Source organism: Thalassoglobus polymorphus (assembly GCF_007744255.1).
Taxonomy (GTDB): Bacteria; Planctomycetota; Planctomycetia; order Planctomycetales; family Planctomycetaceae; genus Thalassoglobus; species Thalassoglobus polymorphus.
Window position 1 is genome coordinate 696,151 of sequence record NZ_CP036267.1, and the last position, 17,843, is coordinate 713,993.

The 17,843-nt window shown below is 49.8% G+C and carries 13 protein-coding genes; 4 read left to right on the plus strand and 9 right to left on the minus strand.

Features of this window, described 5'->3' with window-relative positions:
- Nucleotides 1-46: 46 nt before the first annotated feature.
- Entirely contained in the window at nt 47-730 is a 684-nt protein-coding gene (locus tag Mal48_RS23480; protein WP_231739871.1) for a hypothetical protein, read from the minus strand.
- A 904-nt stretch (nt 731-1,634) separates the two neighbouring features.
- Nucleotides 1,635-2,243, minus strand: a complete 609-nt coding sequence (locus tag Mal48_RS02705) for a superoxide dismutase (RefSeq protein WP_145195855.1) — start codon at nt 2,241-2,243, stop codon at nt 1,635-1,637.
- A 673-nt stretch (nt 2,244-2,916) separates the two neighbouring features.
- Here Mal48_RS02705 and dapF point away from each other — a divergent pair.
- Nucleotides 2,917-3,750: a diaminopimelate epimerase gene (gene dapF / locus Mal48_RS02710; RefSeq protein WP_145195857.1), complete on the plus strand. Its 834-nt coding sequence runs from the start codon at nt 2,917-2,919 to the stop codon at nt 3,748-3,750.
- Between the two features lie 182 nt (nt 3,751-3,932).
- A complete protein-coding gene (locus tag Mal48_RS02715) occupies nt 3,933-4,328 on the plus strand; it encodes a hypothetical protein (protein WP_197441986.1) in 396 nt (131 codons plus the stop codon).
- A 59-nt stretch (nt 4,329-4,387) separates the two neighbouring features.
- On the opposite strand, the gene Mal48_RS02720 is transcribed toward Mal48_RS02715, so the two are convergent.
- From Mal48_RS02720 to Mal48_RS02735, 4 genes are all read right to left on the minus strand, one after another.
- Nucleotides 4,388-6,631: an O-antigen ligase family protein gene (locus tag Mal48_RS02720; RefSeq protein WP_145195861.1), complete on the minus strand. Its 2,244-nt coding sequence runs from the start codon at nt 6,629-6,631 to the stop codon at nt 4,388-4,390.
- Between the two features lie 350 nt (nt 6,632-6,981).
- Nucleotides 6,982-8,175 (minus strand): ATP-binding protein, encoded by a 1,194-nt coding sequence (locus Mal48_RS02725; protein WP_197441987.1) that lies wholly within the window; start codon nt 8,173-8,175, stop codon nt 6,982-6,984.
- A gap of 299 nt (nt 8,176-8,474) precedes the next feature.
- Complete coding sequence (locus tag Mal48_RS02730; protein ID WP_197441988.1) at nt 8,475-9,056, minus strand: response regulator; 582 nt, start codon at nt 9,054-9,056, stop codon at nt 8,475-8,477.
- 485 nt (nt 9,057-9,541) lie between these two features.
- Nucleotides 9,542-10,558: an AAA family ATPase gene (locus Mal48_RS02735; protein WP_145195867.1), complete on the minus strand. Its 1,017-nt coding sequence runs from the start codon at nt 10,556-10,558 to the stop codon at nt 9,542-9,544.
- 342 nt (nt 10,559-10,900) lie between these two features.
- Between Mal48_RS02735 and Mal48_RS02740 the strand changes: the two genes are divergently transcribed.
- Nucleotides 10,901-12,256: a Gfo/Idh/MocA family protein gene (locus tag Mal48_RS02740; RefSeq protein WP_197442273.1), complete on the plus strand. Its 1,356-nt coding sequence runs from the start codon at nt 10,901-10,903 to the stop codon at nt 12,254-12,256.
- 64 nt (nt 12,257-12,320) lie between these two features.
- Here Mal48_RS02740 and Mal48_RS02745 read toward each other — a convergent pair whose 3' ends face one another.
- On the minus strand, nt 12,321-14,861 hold the full coding sequence (locus Mal48_RS02745; protein ID WP_231739874.1) for a DEAD/DEAH box helicase: 2,541 nt from the start codon (nt 14,859-14,861) through the stop codon (nt 12,321-12,323).
- A 219-nt stretch (nt 14,862-15,080) separates the two neighbouring features.
- Nucleotides 15,081-15,740 (minus strand): 2OG-Fe(II) oxygenase family protein, encoded by a 660-nt coding sequence (locus Mal48_RS02750; RefSeq protein ID WP_145195870.1) that lies wholly within the window; start codon nt 15,738-15,740, stop codon nt 15,081-15,083.
- A 96-nt stretch (nt 15,741-15,836) separates the two neighbouring features.
- Here Mal48_RS02750 and Mal48_RS02755 point away from each other — a divergent pair, with 96 nt between their 5' ends.
- Complete coding sequence (locus Mal48_RS02755) at nt 15,837-16,766, plus strand: YrbL family protein (protein ID WP_197441989.1); 930 nt, start codon at nt 15,837-15,839, stop codon at nt 16,764-16,766.
- Nucleotides 16,767-16,858: 92 nt separating this feature from the next.
- Here the strand turns inward: Mal48_RS02755 and Mal48_RS02760 are convergent, their stop codons facing one another.
- Nucleotides 16,859-17,704, minus strand: coding sequence for a sulfotransferase family protein (locus tag Mal48_RS02760; RefSeq protein ID WP_145195872.1), 846 nt, complete (start codon nt 17,702-17,704; stop codon nt 16,859-16,861).
- Nucleotides 17,705-17,843 lie beyond the last annotated feature (139 nt).

The window sequence follows — 17,843 nt, forward strand, 5'->3', positions numbered from 1 at the left end:
AGTAACCAAAGCAAACTCTCATTCGCTTCACCCAACTTACGATTACTTAACGGATATTGCAGCCACCAAGCGTGCGATTCCGTGCTTTCGTCGAATTGATCCAATACTCTTCTCGCTCGATCTCGACGTTCGCACGGCATTTCTCAATCGAAGAGAAGCACTGTAACAATTGATCTGAGGAGAATATTAAGCAGATCTTGCCCGGTGAAGTATTATATGAGGAGAGGTGCCAATCTCTAGAAGATTTTAATTGATCGGATTGCCCAAGCAATCTTTGAAAGGGAGATCCAACTGGGCTATATGTAGCTTGATTTGCTTTACGGATATGACCCCAAATTCGAAGTGTTGAGCAACGACTTCTCCCAATGTAGAAGTGGGGCACTGAGTCGATGTTAAAATTACACCGGTAAATAACAGCTTCCGCATCTGGAGGGTGAAGCTCTGTATCTACCGAATACGCAAAGTTCTCGTCAAAGTTTGACGTTCCATCGAGTATATTTGCTAACGAGTCCCAGATTACTATGAATTCATTTTTCAATGCTACGTTTTGACGACTGCGTTTTCGTAAATCTGAAAACCCAAAAACGTTTTTCTCATTGAGATTCTCTACTTCCGACTGGAAATGATCCCACGTGGCTTCACCCCATCGATCGATAAAATTTTCAACGGTATAGCAGAATATTTTTCTTAGCTCCCTTATTATTTTGAAATATTCAGGGTCAACTTCCATTGCACGTAGTGTTGGGATTAGTCGTGAATACGCGGGGAAGTTTTGGTAAAGAGAAAACATAAAACTAGAAAATATTTGTCTGATGTATGCGCACATCGATTCACATTCGAATAGTGTGGGGAATTGGTTGTGCTGTAGTGACTCAGAGATCGTTTCGATTGGAGCTGACAGATTCATCCCACTTTCTATCATTCGCTTTATGTTTTGTTCACATGATCTGACTAATTTTGGAAACTTTCGAGGTTCGACTGTAAGAACGAGATTCAGGCAGTCATTATTATGAAAGTGACCATAGATTTGATCACTGTCAAGAAACACTTCAATCGGTTTTCTGGGAAGCGAATATGCTGTTGCCCAACTTCTTAATGCATATGAAGCAGCCTCTAAAGGAGACGTGGCATAAATGCGGAATTTTCTAGTTCTTGACATGACAAGAAAACGACGAAGTGTTCTCATGGTAAAATCTTCCTCCTCGCTCGGCGGAAAGTATTCAGCCAAGTAGGGGCCGCTGTGCGGGCCGAGTTGAGTTTTCTTACGTTCGGAAATATTGAACGTCCGATGTGCAGGGGATGTGAACACCGGGAGTTGTTTAGAAAAAATAGAATCAGAATTTTTGGAGAAGGATCATCATGGTTCGCGTAGTAGACCCTGCTGCAATGCCTTCCGCTCAATGTCGCTTTGTATTGGAACAGTGATTTGAGTTTGATGCGTGCGTCTTTGGTCGTAAATTTTCAGTTGGCTCTGCATGACTGTTCATTGCGTTCTGTTTGCCAGTTCAGCTTTCACTTTTACACTCTGACAGCCTACCACATTTGGATTGTCTGTTGATTCTATAAATGAAAAAGCGGCCCGGGCTCTCGTTGAGACCGGGCCGTTTCTGTTCATTTTTTTTCAGCTTCTTTGCTTACTTCGCAGCGGCGAAGCGTTTGGCGACTTCGTCCCAGTTGACGGCATTCCAGAATGCGGCGATGTAGTCGGGACGACGGTTTTGGTAGTGCAGGTAGTAGGCGTGTTCCCAAACGTCGAGGCCGAGGATTGGTGTTCGACCTTCGGAGAGGGGAGTGTCCTGGTTTGGTGTGCTTTCGACGACGAGCTTTCCGCCATCGACTGAGAGCCAGGCCCAGCCACTGCCGAAGCGTGTGGCGGCGGCGTTGGCAAATTCTTCTTTGAATTTGTCCAGGCTGCCGAATGTGGCGTTGATGGCGTCTGCGAGTTCACCGGATGGATCGCCGCCACCCTTGGGGCAGAGAATGGTCCAGAACAGAGAGTGGTTGGCATGTCCACCACCGTTGTTGCGAACAGCTCCACGGATCGCTTCTGGAACACTGGAAAGACCTCTCATCAGGTCTTCGATGGACTTCGCTGCGAGATCGTCATGACCTTCCAGAGCAGCATTCAGCTTTGCGACGTAGCCAGCGTGGTGCTTGCCGTGATGGATTTCCATCGTTTTGGCATCGATGTTCGGTTCGAGTGCATCGGCAGCGTAGGGGAGGTCGGGGAGAGTGTAAGCCATGTTATGCTCCATTGTTTGATCAGGCTTTGGATGAGAGAACATCGAAACAAAACCGCACTCTGATTATGTGCACGTCAACCCTTGTGGGCTCTCTGACACAGCTGACGCTGCTTGCGGCATAGTTTTGTTCGTCACCTCCATTTTAGACAGTCGGGAGAACCTCACAACCGTTGGGGCGAGAAATCAATCATGTCCCGAAGAACAAGAATTTGCTGATCGGTGCCGCCACGAGCAGAGTCCGAGGTGAGTTCCTGGCTCGGTTTTGATAAATTCTCGATGAAGTCGAACTTTTTGTCAGGACTTGGCGTCATGTCATGGGAGTTGACCGATGTTGTGCGGAAAGAAACTTTGACAGGTGAAGAGACTTCGAATGGCTGCAGAGTCTTGGAATTATCGCTCAAAGGCTGAAGAAAACTCCTTCCTTCAAGGATTTTTCTCCAATGTTTGAGCGTTGAACATGAGTAGAAGTGTGATGTTCAACTTGTCGAGCGGTTCGGAGCCATAGTCCAGAGTCCTTCGGCATTGGCTTCTATTCTCGCGTCGATTGCTGGAACTGATCCTGATATCTGGATTTGCTCACTCAAACAGTGAGAAAAGAGACCATTCCACAAGTTTCCGGTTTTGTTCGATTTTGATTTACCAAGCAAGATGATTGATTGAGATAGAGGCTGCGATGAAATTCACAAAAATGCACGGAGCAGGAAACGATTACGTTTACGTTAACTGTTTCGAGGAACAACTTCCTCAGGACATTCCGGCGTTGGCTCGGGAAGTCAGTGATCGACATACGGGCATTGGTGGAGATGGGCTGATTCTCATTTGTCCGTCGGAGCAGGGAGATGCTCGCATGCGGATGTTCAACGCCGATGGCAGCGAATCGGAAATGTGTGGTAATGGGATTCGCTGCGTTGCGAAGTATGTTTTTGATCACGACATTGCCCGGAAAGAAGAACTGAAAATTGAAACCGGTGCTGGCGTTCTCACCTTGCAGGTGTTCGCTGAGGACGGACTTGCAGATCGCGTTCGAGTCAACATGGGCAAACCGATCCTCAATGGCCCTGACATTCCGACGACACTCGAAGGGGCTCCACCTTTGAAAGCTCCTCTTGAAGTGGGGGGGAAGACTTTGGAGGTGACCTGCATTTCGATGGGAAACCCGCACTGCATTACGTTTGTCGATGAAGTCACTGACGAATGGGTCCACGGAATCGGTCCGCAAATCGAAGTGCATCCTGCGTTTCCGAATCGTGTGAATGCAGAGTTTATTCAGATTGTTTCACGCTCGGAAATGATCATGCGGGTTTGGGAGCGAGGAAGTGGAGAGACTCAAGCTTGCGGAACGGGAGCTTGTGCCTCTGCGGTTGCAGCTGTCTTGAATGGGCTGACAGACCGAACGGTGCTATGTCATCTTCCTGGCGGCGATTTGACTCTCGAGTGGGCGGAGTCTGGCGAAGTCTATATGACGGGGCCAGCGACCGAAGTCTTTCACGGAGAATGGGCAAGTTGATCTTGATGAGAAATGTTCAGTGACCGTTGTGATTCGTTCAGGGCGAAAATCACGTGGATCTGCAGCGTTCTGTTGACCTGCACCGGTTGTCTGTTGAAAATAGAACCCTGTTCACGTTTGACTGTTTGTGATTCCATCCATGGTGATGGAGATTCGTCCCTGGTCATTGTCGGTTTAGAACTATGATCACACATAATATGAGGCATATGACGTTGGATGGGGTGCTTCCCGTGGCGATAGCAGCCTCTCCATTTCTGGTTCGGTACACGGTGCGTGATGGGCATGTGCTGGAAGTAGCGGTCGCGATTTTAGCTCCGGTGCTGGCTGCGATTCTGCGAGCCGCAATTGGCGTGCATCAATTGGATGCCGTGACAAATGGCAAGCCAAACATAACTCGGCAAATTCTGTTCTCAATGGCAATTGTCATGCTGCTGCTCGTGGAAATTTTTGTCAGCACGTTGCAATTCGCACAGAACGAACCGCTCTCCTCCTGGTTCCTGCCAGCTGGGTTATTCTTTTTCTATCTGATCTTGATTCAGAATGCACTTCGGCCGGATGAGACGACACAGTACGTTTGATAATCTGCTTAACAAATGTGTTTTCGAGTAAATTGAAAGAAGCGATAGCAGCTCATTTTCTAATTGGTTGGGCTCACGATGGTTTCGAGTTGAGATCGAATCTCCTCAGCTAAAACTTTGTCAGTGTGCTGGTTGCTGCGGTTTAAGTCATCGAGTTCAAGAGCAAACTGAGCAACACTTGTTGCATCTTCGCTCAGTTTATCGAGTGCAATTGCGTACTCTGCCTGAAGAGCGGAAAAGTTTGGATAAAGCGCGACCGCTTGCCGATAAATTTCAACTGCTCGTTGTCCATGTTCCACGTTCCGGGATTGTTTGAATCGTCGATCCCAGAGATTTGCGAGTAGCCGGATGCGGGCTACAGCTGTCGGGTCGAGGCGAATTGACTGCTCAAGTTCTTCAACCGCCTGTTCGAAAAATTCAGTCCGTCGACGATTCGACTGATCCCAAAGACGATAGTTCAACATCGCCAGTTGTTGCGGAGGTTCTGGAGAGAGCGGATCAGCGGTTGCAGCTTCCTCGAAGTCTCGTTTCGCCAATTGCGTGTTGCCTTCGGAGATGAGGCGATAATTTCCAGTTTGAATGCTGATGGCTGCCAGTCGCACCGGGACAAGCCCTGTCTTCACACAACCGAGTGCCAGAACCGTCATCAATCCGGCGACCCCAAGCAAGCGACGATTGTCGAAAGTTGTCGAGAGAAGCGGCGGTTCTGTCTGGTCTTCACCAAGCATGGCAAACAGAAAGAGCAACATCACAATCGCGGGCATTTCAATCCCGCTCGCTGCCAGAAGATGAACAATAATTGCCACTGAGGCAGCCAGGATTGATGCCGGGAGAATGTCCCGTTGATTGATGTTTGTTACAAAGAAAACCGCGAACAGAACTGCGACTCCTCCAACGCCAAGCAACACAACTTCGAAGCTGCCTTCAATCAGGTAGAGAACTCCGAGCACGGTTGCTATGGGAAGGATTTGAGAAGTGATCAGCTCTTGCATGGAAACGGTCGGAGGCAAAACTGCTGAACCAGTCTCGGCGGTGGGCTTCAATCCATTTCTCATCACCATTGCAATGAACAGTAACAATCCGATGAGTGCAAGAAGTCCGCCGCCCGCCCAGATTCCTAGAAAGAGATTGTGCGGGTCGATGATCTCTTCACTTGCGCCTGGCAGTTTGTACTTCAGGTAGAGCTGACGAAAGTTGCCCGGTCCGGCACCGAACACGGGATTGTCTCTTAACAGCTGAGCTGTCGACGTCCAGTATTCCAATCGGTACTGCAAACTTTTGGGAGCTTCCGAGATCACTTGTGGATCGAGTCCCCCGGTCATGGTTGCCCAACCGATCAGGATCGTCAGCAGAAGCATGGCTGCGGGGACTGCCCAACGTGGAAATGTGATGACAACGCGTGAACGTTTCCATTGAAGCAAGATCAAGAGGACTGCACCAGCGATTGTCCCGCCCCAGGCGGATCGCGATTTTGTCAGTATTAAACAGAACAGTACGAATATCAATGCGCAACCCAGTACGATGGCATTGCTTCGATTTGCTTTGCCTTGTGCGAAAAAAAGTGGATTCACAAGTAGAAACAGGGCGGCGATCAATAACGTGGCAAACGAGTTCGTAAGCGCGAAACGCCCAATCGGCTCGACGCTGTCTCGGACTCTGGAGAGCATCGACATTCTGGCTGAGGCATCGAGTGTTGCGACTTCGGTGCCGTACTCGTCAGTCAATTTTTGAAACTCTTGCCGTTCCTCAGATGAAAGCTTCTTGCCCGATTGCGTTCGTTGAGTGTAATCAACGAGTGCTTCGTAAGCTTGGGCCTGTTGTGGGAACCAGACGTAGTGCTGCCAGATTCCAAGAAGACTCAAGGCGACAACCATCACGACAATGGCATTCAGAAGCAGCGGCTTGGTCTGGCGGTTCTGAAGGTGCAGTTTGAGCATCATCCACAAAACACCCAACGATGCCCATTCCCACATCATGTTGAGAGCCGAACGCTGGTTCCCTGTCCCGGTGAAGATCATGATGCCGGAAAAAATGTGTCCGAGAACCATCGCTGCGACAGCGAGATCGAGCCACGACCAGCGGAACTGGACAATTTGTAAATCTCGCCAACGTGAAAAAAAAGTGAGAGCAGCAAACCCGAACCACAAAGAAGCGATCCACAGCGTGTGCCCTTGATCAACCGCCTCAGTCGGGACAAGAAATCGGCAGAGAAACAATGTGACCAGCACCATCGTGCCCCAACCGGATTCAGGTGCGGCAGCCTTGTCTGATTGGGGGGATTTGTTCCGTTTCTTTTGACTCACTTCGGTCTCGGCCAGTTCAATTTACGACAGGGCTAGAGCATCTTTCGAATTGGTTTGCAGGATCTGCCTCGTGGTGAACAGCATTGATATTAGAACTGATCCTGAAACTTGAAACTGCTCTCTCAAGCTTTGAGGAAAGCGACTGTTCCAGAGGTTTTCGGACTGTTTCTAGAGAAATGCGTTCTTCACGGGGACATGGTAGAGCGAACTGCTTTATTGAAGAAGTCTGACACGTCCTTGCGAGAGAATCAATGGGGGTATTCCTCGCATTGTCTTTCGAAAATAGTGGAGCCCAATTCTGACCGATTGTGCAGAGCAGCCTGAATACCTTCTTGGGACTGGCTCCAGAATCATTTTTCGTGGAACTTCTCAGGGAGGCAGACATGAAACTCTGTGAGCCCAGATGCTGTCTCAGAGAATGCGATTGTGCCATGATGTTGCGTCACGATCCGCCAACATTTCGACAGGCCAAAGCCGAGGCCGCGACCTGCTTCTCTTCCGGAATAGAAGGGGTCGAAACAATGTTGCTTCTGTTCCGGCGTGAATCCGCAACCGTTGTCGGCAATCCGCAGGAGGATATTTGAACTGCCGGCTGAATCGTTGTCTGAGACTGGATCGCTGCTTAGGGGACCGCTGCCGTTTTCGCGGTAGCAGTCGATTTCGATGCGTCCGCCATCGTCAACGGCATTTAACGAGTTGCGAATCAATTCTGCGATGACCACTGAGAGTTGGGTTTCGTCACCGGTGACTTTTGTGTTTTTGTCGCGGTTTCCCCAAAGAGAGATTTCGCGGCGATGAAATTCATCCAAGAACTGATGCACCACAGTCTCGATCAACTGAGTGAGATCCAGCTCGGCAAGCTTCAGGGCAGGGGGGTGAGCGAACAGCATACTGTCGCCGATCATGTCCCGAATTCGATACGTTTGCGAACCAATTGTCTGCAGCAGTTGCTGGCGATGCGGGTCTGTTTCGTTTTGTAGAAGTTGAGCCGTGCGGCCTTGAATGGCAGCCAGAGGGTTATTGATTTCGTGTCCAGCACCGGCTGCGTATTCACCCAAAGCTGTCAGCTTTTGTTCTCTGAGATTCCATTCCCAGGTCAGTGCTGTCGCCAGAAGTTTTGCAGAAATTGAGAGCCAACTCGCGGGGACTTCGACACGAATCGCATCGTCAATCCCGACATACCCAATCGTTGTTCCATCCAGGTTCAATTCAAGCCAGTGCCATTGAGTCCCTTTGTCTGGTGCATCGTCCAGTGCAGGCTGGGGGAGTGCGGACTGGACTGAAGTTAAGAGTGATTCCGTAGGAACTGATCCGGGGAAAGTTGACCGAACGATCTTATGTTGCTGATCGATGTACGAAAATTCTCCTTGCCGAGTGAACGAATTCCGCCAGACAAAGATGCACTCTTCCAGCATCAACGCCTCACACCAGATTGTGGTGAGGCGTTCAATGAGGTCTTCCGCAGTCGAAAAGGGAAGTGTTGCAGAGACGAGGCTCTCGACACTCGGGAATGCGAGTGTTTTTGAATTGATCCTAAGACTCAAGTTGGCACTCGCAATTCTCGAAGAAAACTCTGATTCCATTGAGCGTTTTTCTATGCGTTTTATGTCCGCGAAAAACGCTTTTCATGTGATGAATCACTCGTGTCCACGAGACGGTTCGCGTACATCTTTTCAAATTGCTCTATTGGATCGGCAATAGTTTGCGGCCCGTGAAAGCCGCAAACAATGTTGATCGAATTGAGGCTGCTGATCGAGGACGAAGAATTGCAGGTCCGGGAATAAGCAGGTTGATTCCGAGTCCTGCAAAGGAGGCCTTGGCTAGAAGGGGCTTTCGGGCTTCCTTAATTCTTTGCGCCAACTTCCATGTCGAGAAGTTTGCAGACTCGCTCAAGAACCGTTTCCATTTCAAATGGCTTTTGTAAAAAGTCGTTGGCTCCTGCTTCACGCAAGCTGTCGATTTTGTCTGCTTCCACCATTCCGGAGATGCAAATGATTTTCACATCATCCATGGCTGGGTCTGTGCGAACACGTTGACAGACTTCTTTTCCGTTGATGTCTGGCAGCATGACGTCTAAGACGATGATGTCTGGGCGATACTCTTTGACCATCATCCCGGCATCGAACCCGTTGTTGACGGCGCGCACTTCAAATCTGCCATCTGATTCGAGGACATCTTGCAGCAATTCGACAAGATCCGGATCGTCATCGACGACGAGTGCTTTACGTTTCCCACTCTCTAGAGCGTCAGTGGGAATTCCGTTGTCCTTCATAAACTTGTAGAGGACATCGCGAGGAATTCTGCGAAATTTAGAGCCAGGAACTCGAAATCCTTTGAGTTGTCCCGAATCGAAGCAGCGGATGATTGTTTGTTGGCTGACTTTACAAATCTTGGCGGCTTCGCCAGTTGTAAATACGGTCTTCACTGTGCACCCTCCATTTTGTGCTCCCTCCATTGGTTCAGCTTGTCCACGCAAGCTGGCACTAGGCGTCTTCGAATGAAGTGCTTCAGGTCAACTTTCAACTTTGATATTCATTGTAAGTCAATGAATACAATGGAGTTGTGAAGACAGCCCTGTTCGAAGTTCCTTCTTCCTGAAGGTCCGCCAAGCTTCTTCGGTCTACCGGTTGTCTCAAAGTTGCCGATATTCCCATATGAACCGATTGTATCTATCTTGTGGATTCGGTCAATAGCGTTTTAGCAGCGTGAACTACCAAGCCTTCGTGAAGTTCTCAAAGGTTGCCACTTGAGTGACGCGAGTCATAAAAGCGTCTTGATGCTTAGAGCAGTCTGCTCTACTGAGTGTCCGTGATGAACGCTTTTCTCTCATGAAAATGCTGTTCGCCACGAAGCAGTGAATGAGTCCTTCACGGGCACACAAAACAATTAAAACAAAAACGATGAAGATGTTTAGCTGTATTTGGGGACTGCGGGTTCAGGAACTTCCTCCAGCAAACGGGTGATGATCATGTCGGAATCATAACCTTCCGCTTGTGCCTGGAAGTTCGGGGAAATGCGGTGTCTGAGAACCGGGATGGCGACACGACGAATGTCCCCGAAGGAAATTGTCGGGCGTCCGTCCATGGCTGCGATTGCCCGAGCTCCATGAATCAAGTATTGCCCAGCTCGTGGACCGGCTCCCCAATCAATAAGTTCTTTGATGAAATCTGGCGTCCCACCATCCCCGGGGCGCGTCGCTCGAACAAGTCTCGCGACATAGGTGATCAAGATCGGAGCGACTTCGATTTGGTTGATTTGACGTTGGAGGTATTGAATTGACTTCGCGGAGAGAACTTTGCGGACGTCTGTTTTCTCACCACGTGTGGTTGTCGTGAGGATTTGTTCTTCCTCTTCAAGATTCGGGTAATCAACTTTAATGTTGAACATGAATCGGTCGAGCTGCGCTTCGGGCAGGGGATAGGTTCCCTCTTGCTCAATCGGGTTTTGGGTTGCGATGACAAAGAATGGATCGGGGAGGTCATACGTATTCTGACCTGCGGTCACTTCGTGTTCCTGCATCGCCTGAAGCAAGGCTGCCTGAGTCTTCGGCGGTGTCCGGTTGATTTCATCGGCCAGAAGAATGTTGGTGAAGACCGGACCTTGGACAAATCGAAAATGCCGCTTCCCGTCTTCGGACTCTTCCAGCACGTTCGTTCCGGTAATATCCGACGGCATCAAGTCGGGGGTAAATTGAATTCGATGAAACTGGACATCGAGGATTCTTGCAATGGTGCTGACGATCAGCGTTTTCGCCAATCCAGGGACACCAACCAGCAAGCAGTGTCCACCGGTGAAGATGGCAGACAGAATCTGTTCGATGACATCATCCTGTCCAACAATGACTTTATGTAGTTCATCCACCATCACGTCGTGATGACGTTTGAACTTTTCCAGGAAATCATCGAAGTCTTTTTTTTCACTCGCCAAAATGACACCACTTCAATTCATTGGGAACATGACTGGAAGCTCATATGTCAGAATCGATTGAAACGTTGGAGCTATTCCAGAATCTTCAGACTTCACATCCTAGCGAGCGAATTTTCATTTGGCGAGAAATGGGAGCGAATTCTTGCTGTAGATGAAAAAGAGTGGTTTAAGTGCGATGGATGAATGTGAGGACTCAGGTCAAAGGAGTGTTTGAAAGAATAGGGTTCACCATATTGATTGGAACGCGCATACTGGGTGATATCGTTGTCGATTGATGCAATCGTAGATCGATTCGTTATACTCAATGACCTCCAGAATGTTTTCTCAGAAACGGATAAAATGATGTCACAGACAAACTTCAGCCGTCGCGACTTCCTCGCAACGTCGGCAGCCGCTGCAACGGTGGCAATGACCAAGCCCGGCAACCTGCTCGCTAAGTCTCCCAATGAAAAATTAAATATTGCCTTCATCGGAGTCGGTGGCCGTGGCGGTTCGAATCTTCGTTCGATTACGCGGCAAAACCACGTTGGCGTCAACGTTGTGGCACTGTGTGATGTAAACAAGCAGAACTTGGGAATCGCTTCGAAGCTCTTTCCTGAAGCCCGGAAGTATGCTGACTTCCGCAAGTTGTACGAAGACAATACTGACGACATCGATGCAGTCGTCGTCAGCACTCCAGAGCATGTACACGCTTATGCCACCATGCCGGCTCTCAAGTTAAAAAAACATGTTTACTGTGAAAAACCACTGACGCACAATGTGGTTGAGTCACGTCTGGTGATGAATGAAGCTGCCAAGGCGGGCGTCGCAACACAGATGGGCACACAGATTCACGGCATGCCAAATTACAGGCGAGTCGTCGAACTGATCCAGTCCGGTGCCATTGGTCCGGTTCGTGAAGCCCACGTGTGGGTTTCACGTGCATGGGGACTTCAAAGCGAAGAAGATTCGAAGAAGCATAAAGATCGCGTCTTCGTTAGCGAGCGTCCGAAAGAAGCGATGACTCCGCCGAGCTACCTCGACTGGGATTTGTGGGTCGGCCCCGCTCCGATGAGACCATATCACGAAGTCTACTTCCCAGGACCAAAATGGTATCGATGGTGGGATTTCGGAAATGGGACCATGTCCGACCTTGGCAGCCACTGGAACGATCTTCCGTTCTGGGCCTTGAATCTCGATGCTCCGACTTCTATCGAAGCCTTCGGTCCGAAGCCTCATCCGGAAATCGCACCGGCGTCGATGTCTGCTGTTTATGAGTACAACGCTCGCGGCGATATGCCAGCGTGTACACTGACTTGGCATCAGGGAGAGCATAAGCCGGACATCTGGAAGGATGGCGGAATTCCACAATGGGGCAGCGGCGTCCTCTTTGTCGGTGATGATGGAATGCTGCTTTCCGATTATGGCAAGCACGTTCTCTTGCCCGAAGAGAAGTTCGAAGACTTCAAACGTCCTGAACAGTTCATTGAGAACTCACCCGGACACCACGAAGAATGGCTCATCGCCTGCAAAGAGGGGACGCCGACAGGAAGCCCGTTCAGTTATGCCGGGCCACTCACCGAGGCAAACCATCTCGGGAATGTCGCATTCCGTGCGGGTGAGAAGATCGAATGGGACGCTGCAAACATGAAAATTACCAATGTTGCAGACGCCAACAAATTCCTCGGGCGCGAACCTCGCACCGGCTGGAGTTTGTAGACCAACAGGGGTGAATTCTTTTGCCGGGCACTTCGGAGTGAAGTGTCCGGCAAATTTTTTATGCTCAACCTTGTGTGATGTCTGGGCTGGATGCCATTGCTTCGAGTGCTTTGTCAGTACTCTCGGGGTCGACTTGCCGACAGGTTTCGGTCAGTTGATCGCTGATCTCGTTCATCTCTGCGGACCACTCTTTATGTTCAGCTCCAACAGGGCAGAACTGGCTAAACTCTTGGCACAAGAGAATCATGCGTAGTAAATGTCGAAAGATGACGCCTTCCTGTTTGGTGAGATCTTTCGTGGTGACGTACTTTTGAAAGTCGCCGCCGAAGTGCAGCAGTTGGCCAACAACCCAAGCGGATCGCGTCCTCAAATCGTTAACGTGAGGATAGTCTGAATCAAACAGCCTCCGCATTTTGTCTCCGAGTGGGACCGACCAGACGCGGATTTCTCGACCAAAGTTGTCAAGTTCCGGTTCCACGGAATCGGGGTCAAGTTCTGCTTGAGAAATCAGACCACGGCTCATCAATTCGGGATCAATCCGGTGCAGCGCCAGCGGTCCCGGCGGGAGCTCTTCCGGACCAGGAACGCGGACGTCTCGAATCATTGATCCGGGAATTTCTAAGACGCTTTCCAAAAGTTGAATCCGTTCGGCTTTGTCTGCAATGCCCAGATGATCCAGTAGATAGGTTCCATAGATTGGATGGCAACCACGAAAGCTGAGTAGCTGAGACATTCTCTCGGTCGGAGTTGCCCGGTGCGGAATGTATTCTTCTTTCTGGTCGACGAGAGAAGGGTGGATGATTTTCTTAACGGTGCTGGGCTTTTCTTTGTCGTCTGAGTTTTCCACCAGTGCTTCTTGAAGAAGAGCTCCAAAGGTTCCCATCAACGCAGGGGCTTCTTCGTCTTTCGAGTCCTCTTCAGCTTGTCCACTTTCGGATTCATCGGAAGGTGCAGGCTCCAAGCCCGCTCCGAATTCTTCCTCTTCCTCGACTGGTTCCACTTCTGCGGGAGGAGCAGAAAGGTCTTTGGGGATTGGCCAGTCCCGAAAGACTTTTACGGCATTCTCCGGAGGTGGCGGTTCAAGCTCGATGAAGTCACCGGAGTAGAGAGTCAATAACTGCTTGGTGAGTCGCTCATTGACTTTCTCTTTATCTTTGACTGAGAGAAGTCGCTTGTTGGCGAATTTTCGCAATCGATCCGCGTCGGGAGAGACCTTCAATAAGTATGCCAGCAAACGCCATGGCAAGTCTCCGCGACTGGAAAGGTTTCGTGGCGGCGCATCGATTACTTTCTGGAACTGTTCTTCGTTCCAGTATTGCTCGTTAGCCCGGCGCGATGGCATCTTCTTCTTGAGTTTTTTCTTCATCCGAATCAGGTTCGGGTCTTTGGTGTCTTCTGGAATCTGGTCGTACTGCGCCTTGGCCCGGGCGATTTTTACGTCATCTTCGTGTGACATCGCGAAGACATATCCTTCGGTATCAAACTGCGGACGCCCAGCACGGCCGAAAATTTGATGAGCCGAACTGGCATCGACCAGTGATTTCTTCCCCGGTGGACCTTTCAGAAGAGTTGTCATCACAACCGATCTGGCAGGCAAATTGATTCCGGCAGCGAGTGTTTCGGTACAGATGCAAACGGAGAGCAATTTCTCCTGGAACAATGTTTCGACACGACGCCGATACCGCGGCAGCATTCCCGCGTGGTGAACTCCCACTCCACGCATCAGAAGCTGTTTCAGTTTAGGCCCCGCTCCAATCTTCCAATCCCATTCATCAAGCCGCGCTGCCAGTGCTTTCTGCTGACCATTTCCCAAAAGGCTTTTTCCTTTAAGTTGCTCGGCAACGGTCCAGCATTCCTGGCGGTTGAAACAGAACACGAGAGCAGGAGTCTTGCGGGTTTCTTCCGTCCCGTCCTGCATTTGCTCAAGTTGCTCTCCCAGCAATTCATCGCCGACCCAATTGAACTGCAGCGACACCTTTCGCTCACTCTCCTGAATCAGCTGAATCTTGCGATCGTGTTCGCGTCGCAGCCACATCAAAAAGTCAACGGAGTTCCCGACTGTCGCAGAGAGTAGCATCAATCGTACATGCTTCGGTAGCAGTGCAAGCGAAAGTTCCCAAACGACGCCACGTTGCGGGTCGTTGAAGTTATGGAACTCGTCCATCACTACGGAAGAAACGTTGTCGAAGTCAAACTCTTCAGCTCCGAGAAGTCGATTCAGTAAGATCTCAGCAACTACCACACGCACCGGAGCGTTTGGATTGACGCGTCGATTTCCGGTGATCAGCCCCACATCATCCCGAGAGAATCCCCATCGCTCAGCGGCTTCTTGCAATTCATCAAACTTCTGTTCGGAGAGCGCGATCAATGGAGTGGTATAGTATGCAACTTTGCCCGTGTGCAGCGCTTCGAACATCGCGGCCTCTGCGATGAGCGTTTTGCCTGTCCCGGTCGGAGCACAGACAAGAATTCCTTCCCCCTCGCCAAACCAGGTGAGTAACGCATCCTCCTGCACCGGATAAGGCGCATACGGAATCTGATCCAGATACTGAATAACCAGTTCTTCGCGATCAATCTGTGAGTCCATCTCAGATTCGGAAGGCAATCCATCTCTCCTGATAAGTATTCAATTAACTGCAACAGAATAAAAAAACGCCTCGAAACCTGACAGGTCTTCGAGGCGTTTCGCTGACGATGTTTTGGAACTGGTCCGAAAACAGGCTCTGAGCGTGCTTTCTGTGCATGTGAAGGAATCGTTCGCCCAGAAAAGAGACTGGACTCAACGAGGCTAAACGCCCACACAAATTCGAAAACGGCTTGAGGATCATTTGCCCAGCGAACTGGTCATCCATTTTAAGAAACGAGACATTTTTCCCCGTTTCGTTTTACGTAGCTTTTCCTCTTCGCTTGTGAGCCAGGCAACTTGAATCACACGGCGTTCACCCTCGTACGGGAGGTGTCCGTGGAAGGAGTTGTCAGCACGACGAAATGCAGCCAGCGAGCCATAAACGGGGCGAATCTCCGGAGCGACCATATCTTCGAAGCTATCGATCCGCCGCAGGAATCGGAGGCAACCTTCACTGTTTTGCATCCAACCCGGATTCAGGTAGAGCAGGCAAGTTACGATCTTCGAATTGCTGTCGGTATGGATGTTTCCATGTTTCTTGTTGAGCGACCGGCAAATGGAAACCATCGTTGGGTAATCACCCAGGTTCGGAACACCGAGATGCTTTCCAAGACTGTTCGCAAACTCGCGAGATGTCATCTCGCTGACAATTGTATTGATGGTCGGTCCGCAGTCTTTCTCTTCGTGCGGTAAATAACCAGCTCCCGTGTATTGGGGGAAGTCCCGGTCAATCTCTTCAGCGAGATTCGCTGGCAGCTGATTCGATGCAATCAAAATTGGAAACGGCTCTTTGAGGACCACTGTCTCTGGCCCATTGAGAGTTTCCTCCGAAAGTATCGAAGTCGTTTGATCCAACATGGACGATCCTTCGCTCATAAGATCTTTATAGTGAGATGCCAACAGATATTTGAAGTTGGCGATGTTGATGACAAAAAGTCCTTTCAGGAAAGCATCTTGCAAACATTCTCCGGTGTCAAGATGTCTCTCGGTGAGGGACAGACTGATCTTGCAGCGATGGCGACCGAGTCCGTAATCTGTCCACGATTCTGGTTGAACATCGTACTGCCAGATTTCCAGATCTGCTGGTCGATTGTATGCGACGCTGATTCAAGGACGATCCCCAAAGGACGCCGAAACATGACAAGTGGAGAACTGAAAATTCATCAAGGACAGCCAATCCTTCTGAAAGAGAAAACACCATTCGGCGTGGGAGGCCGTCGGCTGTGCTTTACGCATCCCGACGATCCAGGCAAGTGCGTGAAAGTCTTGAGGCAAGACGAGGACAAAACAATTCGCGGGAAGAAAACCGGATTTGTCCCTGCACGTTTCCGCAGAACCTACGACAACAACGCCCATGAGCGACAGATTCTCACGAAGATATTCAAGCGGATTGGTCCGGAAATGCAGCAGCATTTACCGCTCTATCACGGGATGGTTGAGACTGATCTCGGCCCGGGAATGGTTCTTGACCTCGTGCGGGATGCGGATGGGAGAATCTCTCGAAGTTTGCGGGAACTGATTTCAACAGGCTACGAACTGGATCAGTTTCGACCTGCGTTTGATCAATTCAGCGAATTTATGCTGAAGCATGTTGTGCTCACAAGATCCTTTCTCGATCACAATCTTGCGATGCAACATAAAGCTGATGGTTCATGGCAAATGTACATGATCGACGGGTTCGGTGACCCAGCCTGGCTCCCTGTTGCCAACTGGTTTCGTTCTCTTGGGGAGAAGAAGGTTCAACGTCGAATCGCTTCAGCCTGGACAAGGTTCGAACAGTTTCGCGACTCCGGCGGAGTGACTCAGGAGTTGATAGAAAACAGTACTTGGGGACAGGGTTTCCTCAACCATCGCGGCGAAACCCCGACGGCGAAAGCAGGATAAGCATCGTTTACGGGTTGCAGCAGATACAAACTTTGCACTCAGAAATGAAGGTTCAACAGGTTTCGACCTCGTAGCATAATTCACTTAGTGAATCATGCTACTTTCTTGGTTTTTACGGACTTGTCTGCAAGGTATTCTTCTGCCCAGGAATCATCAGGTTCGTACCCGAGTTGGATCAGTCGACTTGTCAGTGCAAGATCCTCTTCTCTCAATAATTCGCAAATTCGCTCAGTGTAACACTCTTTTCTCCAGCGTTGGCTGTTTTTTGTATCAAGCTTGCGAACTCCGTTGAGGGCTCCCACGTCAAACCCTTTCGGGACATGTTTGTGGAACTCCTCAAAGGGGTGGATCACATTCCAGCCGATGAAATCTGAAAGCTGTTGCTGGGTCTTCGCTGGGTTCGAAACGAATTCTTCATACTTCACGACAACGGTGTCTGATCCCTCGATTGCGAGTTTCCAATACTCGTGGATAGTCTTCCATCTAATGGTCGAGACGTAGTATTCGTTCGGTTTGTTGATATGGTAAGAAGTTAATATGTCACGAGGGTCACGGATGAAAAGAATAAACTTTAAATTAACACTGCGTTCTGAATAATACTCTCGTATTTCATCAATCAGAAAGATATCACGAGGCCGTTTCGTGAGTAGAAACTTTGATGCACGTGAACCAAACCGTGCGATTTCCAATGCTCGGCGTTCTTTTCCATATGCTTTGAGATCACCGATGCATGCCTCCACCATGAGTTGGGCAAGCGTGGTTCCACTGCGGGGGAAACCAGTCATGACAACGTGGGTTTCCAGTCTTTTTTCCCCGAACAGCCCCTGATCGACGAGCCACATCCATGGCATCATTACGGGTTGGATCAGGCTTTTGGGAAATTGAAAAACTGGCTGCAGGCTGGCTTCTGCCTCTGCCGGGATAGGTGGCCGATTCATTGAATTTGTGCTCCTTCCAAATTCAGTGGGTAGAGTTCGAGCCTCTTGCTCGATAGTAAAGCGTTAATCGCTAAAGACTTATACTCTTCGTAAAGTATCGTTCGCAGACTGAGACTCCTCGCAGAGTCTCGTCCGAGAA